Source organism: Pseudoalteromonas sp. AWM4_233 (genome assembly GCF_056158285.1).
On sequence record NZ_JBSWSZ010000001.1, the window covers coordinates 1,354,585 to 1,367,074 of the forward strand.

The window sequence follows — 12,490 nt, forward strand, 5'->3', positions numbered from 1 at the left end:
GAGCGAAACTGTGCTGCCGATTGAATCTGTTTTTTCACAATTGACCGACTCCTTATCTTCTCACCCGAGTGTATTACTACAGGCCCCCCCAGGTGCAGGTAAATCAACTTGGTTGCCTTTACAACTCATGTTATCAAGGCAATTTAAGAAAATAGTGATGTTAGAGCCGCGCAGATTAGCGGCGCGCAATATTGCTAATTTTTTAGCTCAACAACTAGGTGAACAAGTCGGCGAGCAAATCGGATTAAGAATAAAGCAAGAAGCGAAAGTCAGTCACCGAACGCGTTTAGAAATCGTCACTGAAGGCGTTTTAACACGCATGATCCAGCAAGACCCAGAGTTAGATGGCATAGATCTACTTATCTTTGATGAATTTCATGAGCGCTCATTACAAGCAGATACTGCGTTGGCTTTATCATTAGAAAGCCAAAGCGCACTGAGAGATGACCTTAAAATTTTAGTCATGTCTGCGACATTAGACTCTGAGCGTTACCAGCAGTTTTTACAATGTCCTTTGATTCGCTCGGAGGGTCGAAGCTATCCTGTCGAAGAAATGTATGTGCCACTTCGCAACGAGCGAGAGTGGTTAGCAGCTATTCCAAATGTAATACATAAAGCGATTGAAGAGCAATCTGGCAGTATTTTGGTCTTTCTTCCAGGCCAAAAAGAGATTAATTTTGTGGCACAAAATTTAGGTGAATTGGGCGACAATATTGACGTTGTCAGCTTATTTGGCGAGCAAAATAAACAACAACAGCAAGCCGCTATTGCTCCAGCACCGCAAGGAAGAAGAAAAGTGGTATTGACCACCAATGTGGCCGAAACGTCTTTGACCATCGAAGGCGTTCGTGTAGTGATAGACAGTGGTAAAAAGCGCGCTGCGGTTTATAACTTGAACACCGGTGTGAGTGAGCTTAAAACACAGTCAATCTCAAAAGCGTCGGCGGTGCAAAGGGCGGGGCGTGCAGGGCGTATTGAGCCGGGAGTTGTTTATAGACTTGGTGAAAAAGCGCAGTTCGACCGACGCATAGCCCACGATTTACCCCAGATAAAAACATCAGATATTAGTGCCTTAATGCTCGAGGCCAAAGTATGGGGAGCAGAAGTGTCAGCTCTGCCATTACTTGATCAGCCATCGTTATCTCAGCAAGAGCAAGCGACTCAATTACTACAGATGTTAGAAGTGCTAGATGCCAACGGAAAATTAACTCCATTAGGCGCTCAGATCCATAGTTTTGGTACTGAACCAAGACACGCCCATATGATATTAAAAGCCCAACAACTTGAAGTTGAACTCCCAGGCATTACTGCTTTGGCATGTGCATTGGTTAGTCTTTGGGAGCAAGGAAAACAACATAACCCTGATGTAGCGATTGCACTGTCTACCATGCTAACTAAACCAACATCAAGCTTCAAGCAAGCGTATCAGCACTGGTGTAAAAGGCTTAAAATTGCAAAACCTGCAGAGCTCCCTATATCTGCCGTGCCACTCCTTATTGCATTGGCTTACCCCGATCGTATTGCAAAACGCAGAGGGCAAGGCTTTTTAATGGCAAATGGTGCAGGTGTCAAAGTTAATGAACAAGTGTGGCCAGTTGCTGAGTACTTAGCCATTGTATCCTTGGGTGGAGAAAAGGGCATGCAGGTGTTTAGTGCGACTCCCTTACATATTGAAGAGTTAAATGCCTATCTTCCATATTTGATAAGCGAACAAACAGTTTGCGAATTTGATGAAAAACAGCAGAAGTTTATTCATGAAGACCGAGAAATACTTGGGCAGATAATCCTTTCGAGCAAACCAAGCAGAGCCGAAATTGACACACAAGCAAGAACGCAAGCATGGTTAAGTTTGATAGCTAAACAAGGTCTATCATTATTCAAATCATACGGCGAGTGTGAGCAGTTACTTATTCGCTTTGAATTAGCCTGTAAGTTTTACCCTGACACATTCAATGATTTATCTGAGCATGCATTAACAGCAGATTTAACATGGTTGTCTCCATATTTAGAGCAAGTAAAGCAGTTCGGCGCGTTAACTAAACTCGCGCTCAAAGATGCACTAATGAGTCGTTTAGATTGGTCCCAACAGCAAGCTTTAGAACAACTCCTGCCCGTCAGAATACAAGTGCCCTCAGGGTCTAATATAAAGCTCACTTATCAACAAGAAGGACCAGCAAAACTCAGCGTTCGAATGCAAGAGGTGTTTGGTATGCTTGAAACCCCAAGACTGTGTGAAGGGCGGCTTCCTTTGTTAATGGAGTTATTATCCCCAGCGCAGCGTCCTTTACAGCTTACACAGGACTTAGCGAACTTCTGGGGCACAAGTTATAAAGACGTGCAAAAAGAAATGAAAGGGCGTTATCCAAAACATTTTTGGCCAGATGATCCAGCCAATAGTCCAGCAACAAATAGAGTAAAAAGTCGTATGTAGCGACTTTTTATCACTTAAAGTGCAGTTAGGGATCACGCTTTTAATTGTAAGAAACAGTAAGTTATTGTCAGCGCTTTGCGCCTAATTTATTGACTTGATGCTGCTAAGGCTAAGAGAAATAAATACAATCTAGATCATATTTACAATGAGTATGTCTACATTTTTTAAAAAGGGGTTTTGCAATTTTCTGAGGCTTTGCTAATCGTTTTATTAAAGCCAATCACGGAGTTTGTCGTATGAAACCTTACCTGCCTGCTGTTTTAACTGCTTTAGTATGTCTATCCGGCTGCGGTTCAAGTAGCTCTGAAGATAGTCAGAATATGACATCTACCCCAGAGCCGACACAATCAACAAATGACGAAACTGAAGCGCCTAAAGTTGCTTTACGTTTCCCAACTAGTTTAATGGTGTCATCACCTTTTTCTGACAGTTCACAGCAAAAACGCGCAAAAAACAGCCCGAATTACGCGCCAAATACACCTCTCTTTGGCCCAACTGTCCCTAGTTATTTTTCCGCAACAGAGCAAATAGGGCAGGTGTTAGCCGGGGAGCTTGCAATTTCAGATGCATTTGATGTTGCCTCTTTCTATCAAGTTAGCATTAACTCAGATTGTTTCGGCCCCCAGTTAATGTATGAAGGGCACCCTGAAGCGAGTGGCTCAGGCAGTAGTTCAGGTACATTACCCAGTGGTGATTTGGGTTTGTGGCTTGCAGAAGATAGCAGTGGGAACGCTTGCGCCGTATCGCAAATAAATGCACTGCTTTCTGGTGTTGAATCACAAACACAAATGGCGTTAATGGTTATTGCGAGTTTTATCAGCGTTGCAGACAGTGAAGGTGAATCTTTGCCGGAAGAGGGCGCAACACTAGATCTCACCACTTATATGAATGCCCAAGGGATAACCAGCGTTAGCTTCGATTCTGCAAGCATCTCTCTTGCGTCAGATACCTGGACATATAGCGCTGAAATGGACTATCAAGTGTCTGGCAATGACTATCGAATTACTATTTCAATGTCGCACGCGCCTAGTTCAGAAGAAACTGAATATACCGGGTTATTACAATACACGGTTGAAGGAAAGCAAGGGGTGTCTGGTATAGAGTGGCCAGGGTTTAATTGCAGTCAGAATGAACGTACGTTCGCAGCGTCTCTCGCGTATGAAAGAGAAGATGATGAGATGAACTTGCAATTAAGAAATGCCACCTTATGCGGCCATAGTGCCTCAGGAGTATTTAATAGTAATGGTTTAGTTGATGTTGATAATACGTATAGCGCTTCAAACAGCGATGGTTGGAGTGAAAATTTTGCAATCTTAGGTGCTGATTTCGATTTAACCTCTCTGGCTGGTAGTTATAGCTATGTTTGGCAAGCGGGTGTGAACGACTCTCACAGTCGGATATTTAATATAGGATTTAATGATACTAGTTTAGACAATGGTGAAGCGCATTTTGGTTATGGTGAACAAGTCACAGACACTGACGGTTGGATCCAAGGGTTTATATGTAACTGGGCTGGACCAGGTGCAAGCCATGCACTCGTTGCTAAAACACAAAGACAATTCTTCGAGTACGATGCCAGTTTAAGTGTGTATTTAGGCACTGATCATAGAGCTAATATTGAATATGCACCGACAACAAGTTGTGACTATGATGGCTCAGGTAGTTTCATATTTGATATAGATTTAAGTGGTGTTTTAGGTGATATCACTGACGAAGATAGCAGTTCAGTATTTACGAACGATCTGTGGAGCGCTTCAGACACTAGCCTGACAGTACCAGAAGCGTTGGCCGCGAGAGGGCTTACTGTTCCCAGTATTCCATTTAACTGGCCAAAGGATGAGTGATGCATATTGTATAAGAGAATGACACGATTAACGCGTCATTCTCTTTACGAAAACCACGACGAATAATGCCAAGGAGAAACTGCCTGTAAATGCTTCAACCGTGGCAATAAAGCGTGAAAATCCGATGGGGGTTATGTCGCCATACCCCAGAGTTGTAAATGTCACTACACTAAAATAAAAACTGTTAAGCAGTGCACTTATATTGTCAGAAAAGCTTTGTGAAAAGTTAATAGAAAGCACTTCATCCTGATAGCTGATGCCAAACAGGAAGTACATCAGTGCGCAAAATACAATCATTGAAAGGCTGAAACGGATCACATTTGCGGGTTTTTCACCATAACCACAGAGAAGATCAACAGCCGCACTCATAAAGCGCTTTTTTGAATGGGTCGGGTATTGATAATGACGCATACGCAGCTCTTTGTAGGTATAATTACCAGCCATTTCAAAAAGACCTTGTTGCTCAGCGCCTTTTCTAAGTGTGCGGTATGTCTCTTCAGATTGTAAGAAGAAATCAGCGGCATCTTCTGTTCGTTTCTCTTTGGCCGCTAAGCTTGCCTCATTTTCTTGCTGTAACTTACCACTTAAATCTATATTATCGATCCGAGTATTGTTTAGCTTTATACCCAATAAGTTGGAATTTGAAAGCTTACAGCAATGTAAATTGGCATCATGCAGATCTGCTTTCATTAAAGAGGCATTTTCAATTTTGTTGTTAAATAGGTGCGCGCCTCTTAAATTTGCACGATAAAAATTGCTATATGATAAGTCGTAACCAGTATGGTCATTATGTTTGACAAGGTTTAGTCCTTCTAGATTCGCTCTTTTCAACTCCAAACCTTGCAGAAGCCCACCACGCTTGGCATAACGTTCTAGTTTTTGCGATAATTCAAGCCCACTTTTATCGAACTTTGCGTCATGCCAAAAGCAAAGACCAGAGCCCATATCGATTTCTTGGCAGCGATGACCATCAGGAGATTGATATTGGCAAGTAGGTTTATCTTTCATAAATTAACCCCTTTATAGTCTTATTACACTAAAGGTAGCAGTAAATTTATGGCTTTGAATGTGAAGTAAAAAAAATTCTTAAAAATGTTTGATTATCAATTAAAGCTTAGTAAACGAAGAAAGACGGTTGCAATTAAAGTCACACCAGAACAAGTGGTCGTGACAGCCCCCGAAAACGTGTGTGAAGTCGCTTTAGAAAATTGGCTCAAGAGCAAAAAAGACTGGGTACATGCACAAAGACAGAAACTAGAGCTTGCGCCTAATAAACAAAAGCCTTTGCAAACAAGGTCACTTTTGGTTTTTGGTTCAGTTTACAAGGTTGAATTTTCAGATATAAACAAGCCTATATTAGATCATGAGAGCCGCTTTATATATTTACCTAAAGTGCTGCGCCAAGAGAAGCTTGAGTTTAGGCGAGCGATCATTGAATTACTGACAGATTTGCTCTCTAGTTATTTAGAGTTGTGCTTAGAGCAATTGTCTAAGCAAATGAATTGTCATGTTTCAGCGGTGAAAATCAGGGAGTATAAAAGCCGCTGGGGGAGTTGTAGCAGTAAACAAGCGCTTACTTTTAACAGCCTTCTTGCTGGGGCGCCAAAGCATATAATTGATTATGTCATTGTTCATGAGCTAGCACATTGTCATGTACTGGCACATAACACATTATTTTGGCAACTTGTTGAAAAGCACTATGAAGATTATAAGTCTGCAAGATTATGGTTTAACAAGAATGGTAAAGCGCTAATGATAGAGTGAAATAAGATGGTTTTATAAGAAAAAGATGGTGGAGGGGGCTGGATTCGAACCAGCGAAGGCAGAGCCGTCAGATTTACAGTCTGATCCCTTTGGCCGCTCGGGAACCCCTCCACAGGGGATATCTAATTTTGTACAACTTGGTGGAGGGGGCTGGATTCGAACCAGCGAAGGCAGAGCCGTCAGATTTACAGTCTGATCCCTTTGGCCGCTCGGGAACCCCTCCAAGTTGTAATGTGTTGTTGTGGTGGAGGGGGCTGGATTCGAACCAGCGAAGGCAGAGCCGTCAGATTTACAGTCTGATCCCTTTGGCCGCTCGGGAACCCCTCCTAAACAACGGCGCTGATAATAACAAAGTTTTTTATTAAGTAAAGAAAACAACTAAAGAAAATTAAAAAAATGCCGATAAAAATATAACTTTTTAAATAATCGGTGAAACTCTATGCAATTAGAGCGCATTTTAAACAAGGAGCATCAGCTTGGTGACACGCTAGCAAAAAGCGTGGCACAAGATCGTCGTGCCGACTTTGCGCTTTGTTTGGCTATGCTTTCACCAAACGCACTCGACTTCAGTGAATTTCATTTACCTGAATCAGAATTAATTGAGCCAGACAAGAGCGAAGATGCGTTAAAAAAAGAACTTCAAATCGGTCCGCAGCAACAAACGGCTCCCAACACCTACGATATGACCATAGGTGAAAACAATAGCCGTTTACTTCATGAGCAGGGACTTACAGAACTAAGGCTAAGAAATTGTCTTTCACCAGAACCTTTAAATATCAGAGACGATAAGAAGCACATTGAGTTGGCCATTATTGATAATTGTGAACCTACTGTGCAGGCTAAAATTTTCGCTCAAAGAGCTGGCGTATTAGAGATGGATAAACCCAAAATAGATGCAGCGGGTTTTTATGATCAATTAGCTAGTGGAGAAATGCAGCAGGCGGTTCAGTTGTCCGCCTAATGTGAGATGATAGTGAATTAGCTTAGGTACGGTTTAAATCAGCTAGCGTGACACTTTTTAAATTTTTTGCCACTGTCACAGGGGCAGGGATCATTTCTAGACACTTTTAACTCAGGCACGTCATATAATTGGCCATCTAAGTAACGCCATGCCTCTTCTTCTTTAATAAATCTTGAAACCTCATGTATTTGGCAATGTTTTCCGTCTGCCAAATAATGTGCTCTAAACTCCACATAATCAAAATCAGGTTCAGTTTTTGTTGCGACGATCTCAAGTTTAATAAAGTTGGCAAATGACGCGAATGCAGCGATATCTTCAAGGCTATGATTACTTTGCTCAGATTTGGCATAAGTCTCGAGTATATACTGTGCATTATTAGTCGCATAAGCACTGTAACGGGAGCGCATAAGCTGCTCTGCTGTGTCAGGCAACTTTTGCTTAGTAATGAATACATTGCAGCATGACTCATAAGGTTGAGTGTTAGAACAGTAACACATAAGAAAATCTTTTATTAACTTGCTATGCGCTCTATTGTACACGCTTTGCTGCTGTTTTCAGTAAAACAGTATAGCGAGATATCTGTTTGGCTTAAGTGCATTTGCGAAAGCTGCTCTGAATTCGTAATGCCAGTCCATGTAATAACCGCTGCAAAGTTGCCATTATTTAAAGCTGAATTTAGAACATACTCTAAATCAACGATGTGTTTTTTTCTGATCACTAACAATTTACTTGAGTCTATTGAACTGGCCTCAAGCATATCTTTATTTGGGATATGGTCAGGTGCAATTAGTAGTGTCCAGCCTTGTTTGTGATTACATTGGTGAATGATCTTAAGTAGTTCAAGACTGGCACAAATTTCGTCAGGGGTTTCAACAAAGTTAACGACTTTTGGGGCATCTACTTTTTTTACTGAGCTTGGTAAAACTGCGGTTGTCTGTAACATAATCATCTCACTGGTTGTTTATACAGTATTTATATACAGTAGTTTATACAGTGTTTTAATGCAAGCAGAAATGTTACTTTTTAATCAATTTTAATTGGGGTTATATAATAAAGCTATTATATTCAATTGGTTATGAGTTCTGGTGTTTTGGACTATTTTGACGTGCTATGGATACGGTGGGGTTATACAGTAGTTTTCACAGTGAGTACTGTATAAAACTACTGTATGGAAAAGTAGACTTAATTAGACTGGAACTGTAATTGATGAATTTGCTCGTACAAGGTGGCAGCATAGCACTGCGCATCTTTGATTCTTTTCGTTGTTAAATGCGGTTTGATTTGTTCTATTACTGCGTTGGCCGCATCTACACCTTGGCTTTGAGCGAGTGACAACCAAGCCATAGCATGGAATGCACTCTGTGGCACACCTTGCCCTTTTATAAACATCAAACCTAAATAAAACTGTGCTTTGTTATCTCCCGACATAGCAGCCATACGCAGCCACTTCGTTGCCAGCGGATAGGATCTTTCTTGTAGGTAGTACAACCCTTTTTTAAAAGCAGTGACAGAGTCATGCTCTTTCGGATAGCGTAGTTCACCATTAGGAGGTGTTGTAACGAACTCAAGCACATTAAATAGCTGTTGCTCTAAGTCGTGATGCGCCGCGCTATTATCTGGCGATTTATCCATACTCTACCTATTTTTGAAAAGCTTAATATTATTGTAGTCAAAACTTTGTGACCATGTTGGCCATAAATTTAGTTATGCTAAATTCTTGCCAAATGATTAACTAATTATATATTTTTACAGTCATTATGCAGTTATTTTTTAAAGCTTTTTGTGATCATATGCCTTTATTATTCATATAAGGCGCAAAAGCCCCTCCTTATTTTCTTTATGTCACAGCATCTCTACTGCTTTATCGACTGGCTTACATCGAATAAGCATGCTTTGCGACTTCAGTCAGCTAGTAGCTTCAGCCTTGAGTAAATATCAAACAAACTGCGGTAAAAATTGAATCTGGAATATTAATAGGCCTGACAAATAACCTTAGCTAAAAGAAACAGCAATTGCGTTTTTAATCACTGTCATTAACCGCTAAAATAGCGCCGCTTTCATAAGAATTATAAATTTCTTTTAACTTTTACCAATGGAAACATCTATGCTCGAAAAGCTATTTTCAATCAAGCATCAAGGCTCTAGTGTGAAAACTGAGTTAATTGCTGGACTCACGACCTTTCTTACCATGGTTTACATCGTTTTTGTAAACCCGGCAATGCTAGCGCAAACAGGCATGGATTTTGGTGCGGCCTTTGTTGCCACATGTATTGCTGCGGCAATTGGTTGTTTTATTATGGGTTTTTGGGCCAATTATCCTCTTGCACTTGCTCCAGGTATGGGTTTGAACGCTTTTTTTACTTATGGCGTTGTGTTAGGTATGGGCTATAGCTGGCAGTCTGCATTAGGGGCAGTGTTTTTATCTGGCTGTATTTTTCTTGTTTTAAGCTTATTTAAAGTGCGAGAGTGGATTATTAATGCGATCCCACTTGTATTGAAGCAAGCGATTGCAACGGGGATTGGCGCGTTTTTAGCTTTAATCGCGCTTAAAAATGCCGAAATAATTGTCGCAAGCCCTGCAACGCTTGTTCAACTGGGTGATATCACCAGTGCAGGTCCGCTACTGGCAATTTTAAGTTTCTTCGTTATCGCAGCATTGATGTTTAGAGACGTCAAAAGTGGCGTTCTGATCAGTATTTTTATTGTAACGATTACTGCTTGGGCATTAGGTTTGATTGAGTATCAAGGAATAGTGTCTGCTCCGCCAAGTATTGCCCCGACTATTATGCAATTAGACATCGCTGGTGCACTTGAGCTTTCTATGTTGAGTGTTGTTTTTGCGTTCTTGTTTGTAGACTTATTTGATACATCAGGCACTTTGGTGGCGGTAACGCAAAAAGCGGGTTTAGCAGACGAGCAGGGCAGAATGCCACGTTTGGGTCGCGCACTTTCTGCTGATAGTACTGCCACAATTGCAGGATCTATGTTAGGTACTTCAACAACGACATCTTATATTGAATCTGTATCAGGTGTGTCAGTGGGTGGTAGAACGGGTTTAACAGCCGTTGTTGTTGGCGTATGCTTCTTATTAATGACTTTCTTTGCACCTTTAGCGCAAATGATCCCAGCTTATGCCACCGCAGGGGCAATTTTGTACGTTGCGGTACTCATGTTGCAAAATTTAAAGTTAGTGAATTGGGATGACATGACAGATGCAATTCCAGTGAGTGTCGTGTTGCTGATGACACCACTGACATTCTCAATTGCACATGGTATTGCTTTGGGCTTTATTGCTTACACTGCAGTGAAGTTTGTATGTGGTAAGAAAGATGAAATCACGATTAGTGTTTGGGTATTAACCGCGCTGTTTTTAGTAAAGTTTGCTCTAAGCTAATTGGTGAGATTTGATGCCGAAGAAAAGTGTTACCACTTTTTCTTCGGTGCAAATAAAACATCTAAATCGTCTTGCTCTTGTTCTTTTTTCTGTTTAACTGATGATTCATTAGACGCTTTTAATTCATTACTGATTTCATTTAAATAAGACTCTAGCAGTTGCTTTTTGTTAGTGACATATTCATCAGAGTAAGTAACTGCACAAATTGTAGCATAAGCTTTTTCGAAGTACTGTCGAGCCGAGCCGACCATATTTGCCGTTCTTGCTGCAACACCACGTTTAATTTGGCTTTCAACATTAATTTTTAATTGTAGCTTTTCAAGTCTTCTGTCTTCGGCAACAAACTTTTGCGTTTCTACTTTGCCTTTAGAATGCTCAGAACGAAGTACGCCTCTCAGCTTTTTAATACCTTGTACTAAGGCGATAAGTTGTTTGTCACTGTCAGGCAAGTTTAAATTGTCAGAATTATTTGCGTTTTCAGGCGTTGAATTCATTCGCTCTTTTGATTCGTGCAAGCGGTTTTTTAATTCTCTTGATGTAGGCGAGAGCTCGACCATAACAGCCAGAGCGTCATGAACACGTCTTTGCAGTACTTGTATCATAAACTCAGACATTGGAATGTTACTGCTATTTACAATCACATCTTCAGACTCTTCAATGATGCGTTTTTGTTTAGCAAGCTCTTTTCTTCTTTCTGCTTCTTGCTTCTCTTTATGCTGCTGAACTGCACTAACCCATACGGCAATGATGATCAAAGCAACAATTAGCACAATAATTATTGGGACAAGCATAGCGACTTCTCAATCAAAATTTCTCAAACCATTTTTTATCTTACATGAAATTATCGTTTACTGAATAGCGCAACACGATATTCTGATAAAAAATACATTTAATTCATAGCTTTTTATTATAGTTTAAGATTCAAATAATGGTCAGTCACAAACAAATGAGGCAATTGCTACCTGAAAGTCTTCAAATATGCTAGCCTTAAAGAATTAGGGCAAAATGCTGTATGGCTCAATAACGACGCCGTTGCTCGTGAAAAAACTAAAACAATAAAAATATTATGAAATTACAACAACTAAAATATATTGTAGAAGTCCTCAATCACAACCTTAACGTTTCGGCAACGGCTGAAAGTCTATACACATCTCAACCTGGTATTTCTAAACAGGTGAGAATGCTTGAAGATGAGCTTGGCGTACAAATTTTTGGTCGAAGCGGTAAGCACCTTACGCACGTTACTCCTGCGGGTAATGAAATTATCAATATTGCTCGTGAAATACTCTCTAAAGTCGAAGGAATAAAAGCCGTTGCGAATGAACACACTTTACCTGATCAGGGTAAGTTGAATATTGCAACAACTCACACTCAAGCTCGCTATGCGCTACCAGGTGTGATACAGGGCTTCATGCAGAAATATCCAGCAGTGTCTTTGCATATGCATCAAGGTACGCCACAGCAAATTTCGGATGCGGCTGCTCGTGGTGACGCTGATTTTGCTATCGCAACAGAAGCGCTGCATTTGTACAGTGATTTAGTCATGTTGCCTTGTTACCACTGGAATAGAAGCATCGTAGTGACAAAAGAACACCCACTTGCAAAACTAGGTACAAATATTTCAGTTCAAGATATCGCAAAATATCCATTGATAACTTATGTGTTTGGATTTACCGGTCGTTCTGAGCTTGATAAAGCGTTTAACGCTCATGGTCTAGAGCCACATATTGTATTTACTGCAACAGATGCTGATGTCATTAAAACTTATGTTCGTTTAGGGTTAGGTGTGGGTGTGTTAGCAACTATGGCTATCGATACGCAGACTGATGACGACTTAGTTTGTATCGATGCAAGTCACTTATTTGAGGCGAGCACAACTAAGATTGGCTTTAGAAAAGGCAGTTTCTTACGCGGGTATATGTATGACTTTATTGAACGCTTCGCACCACACTTAACCAAAGAGTTGGTTGAAAAAGCGAGCTTGCTGCGTAATCAAGATGACGTAGACGAGCTGTTCAAAGACATTGAGTTACCAGTGAAGTAATGATCTTATCAATGAAAAAGGCTGCAATTGCAGCCTTTTTTGTATCTAAGAT

The 12,490-nt window shown here is 40.7% G+C and carries 11 protein-coding genes and 3 tRNA genes; 6 read left to right on the forward strand and 8 right to left on the reverse strand.

Annotation, left to right across the window (positions count from 1 at the left end):
* The first annotated feature begins 10 nt into the window (after positions 1–10).
* Together hrpB and ACXAC4_RS05970 are read left to right on the forward strand one after the other, a co-directional pair.
* On the forward strand, positions 11–2,431 hold the full coding sequence (hrpB, locus tag ACXAC4_RS05965) for an ATP-dependent helicase HrpB (RefSeq protein ID WP_475164058.1): 2,421 nt from the start codon (positions 11–13) through the stop codon (positions 2,429–2,431).
* Between the two features lie 236 nt (positions 2,432–2,667).
* Entirely contained in the window at positions 2,668–4,275 is a 1,608-nt protein-coding gene (locus ACXAC4_RS05970; protein ID WP_475159778.1) for a hypothetical protein, read from the forward strand.
* A 27-nt stretch (positions 4,276–4,302) separates the two neighbouring features.
* Here the strand turns inward: ACXAC4_RS05970 and ACXAC4_RS05975 are convergent, their stop codons facing one another.
* Positions 4,303–5,283: an ion channel gene (locus ACXAC4_RS05975; protein ID WP_349285922.1), complete on the reverse strand. Its 981-nt coding sequence runs from the start codon at positions 5,281–5,283 to the stop codon at positions 4,303–4,305.
* Between the two features lie 84 nt (positions 5,284–5,367).
* Here ACXAC4_RS05975 and ACXAC4_RS05980 point away from each other — a divergent pair, with 84 nt between their 5' ends.
* Positions 5,368–6,039, forward strand: a complete 672-nt coding sequence (locus ACXAC4_RS05980; protein WP_475159779.1) for a M48 family metallopeptidase — start codon at positions 5,368–5,370, stop codon at positions 6,037–6,039.
* Between the two features lie 26 nt (positions 6,040–6,065).
* Here the strand turns inward: ACXAC4_RS05980 and ACXAC4_RS05985 are convergent.
* The 3 genes from ACXAC4_RS05985 to ACXAC4_RS05995 all read right to left on the reverse strand — a co-directional run bounded on the left by ACXAC4_RS05985 (position 6,066) and on the right by ACXAC4_RS05995 (position 6,366).
* Positions 6,066–6,150 (reverse strand) — tRNA-Tyr (locus ACXAC4_RS05985).
* A 27-nt stretch (positions 6,151–6,177) separates the two neighbouring features.
* Positions 6,178–6,262 (reverse strand) — tRNA-Tyr (locus ACXAC4_RS05990).
* 19 nt (positions 6,263–6,281) lie between these two features.
* Positions 6,282–6,366 (reverse strand) — tRNA-Tyr (locus ACXAC4_RS05995).
* 112 nt (positions 6,367–6,478) lie between these two features.
* On the opposite strand from ACXAC4_RS05995, the gene ACXAC4_RS06000 reads away from it, so the two are divergent.
* Positions 6,479–7,000: a VC2046/SO_2500 family protein gene (locus ACXAC4_RS06000; protein ID WP_475159781.1), complete on the forward strand. Its 522-nt coding sequence runs from the start codon at positions 6,479–6,481 to the stop codon at positions 6,998–7,000.
* A gap of 38 nt (positions 7,001–7,038) precedes the next feature.
* Here ACXAC4_RS06000 and ACXAC4_RS06005 read toward each other — a convergent pair whose 3' ends face one another.
* From ACXAC4_RS06005 to ACXAC4_RS06015, 3 genes are all read right to left on the reverse strand, one after another.
* Positions 7,039–7,497 carry a YchJ family protein gene (locus ACXAC4_RS06005; protein ID WP_475159782.1) on the reverse strand — a complete coding sequence of 153 codons (459 nt, stop codon included), beginning with the start codon at positions 7,495–7,497 and terminating at the stop codon, positions 7,039–7,041.
* Positions 7,498–7,511: 14 nt separating this feature from the next.
* Positions 7,512–7,943, reverse strand: coding sequence for a SulA-like leucine-rich domain-containing protein (locus ACXAC4_RS06010; RefSeq protein ID WP_475159783.1), 432 nt, complete (start codon positions 7,941–7,943; stop codon positions 7,512–7,514).
* Positions 7,944–8,182: 239 nt separating this feature from the next.
* Positions 8,183–8,632 carry a tetratricopeptide repeat protein gene (locus tag ACXAC4_RS06015; protein ID WP_475159784.1) on the reverse strand — a complete coding sequence of 150 codons (450 nt, stop codon included), beginning with the start codon at positions 8,630–8,632 and terminating at the stop codon, positions 8,183–8,185.
* Between the two features lie 472 nt (positions 8,633–9,104).
* Between ACXAC4_RS06015 and ACXAC4_RS06020 the strand changes: the two genes are divergently transcribed.
* Positions 9,105–10,394, forward strand: coding sequence for an NCS2 family permease (locus ACXAC4_RS06020; RefSeq protein WP_475159786.1), 1,290 nt, complete (start codon positions 9,105–9,107; stop codon positions 10,392–10,394).
* Between the two features lie 29 nt (positions 10,395–10,423).
* Here the strand turns inward: ACXAC4_RS06020 and ACXAC4_RS06025 are convergent, their stop codons facing one another.
* On the reverse strand, positions 10,424–11,185 hold the full coding sequence (locus ACXAC4_RS06025; protein ID WP_475159787.1) for a hypothetical protein: 762 nt from the start codon (positions 11,183–11,185) through the stop codon (positions 10,424–10,426).
* Positions 11,186–11,460: 275 nt separating this feature from the next.
* Here ACXAC4_RS06025 and cysB point away from each other — a divergent pair, with 275 nt between their 5' ends.
* Positions 11,461–12,438, forward strand: coding sequence for an HTH-type transcriptional regulator CysB (gene cysB, locus ACXAC4_RS06030; RefSeq protein WP_475159789.1), 978 nt, complete (start codon positions 11,461–11,463; stop codon positions 12,436–12,438).
* The last annotated feature ends 52 nt before the right edge of the window (positions 12,439–12,490 follow it).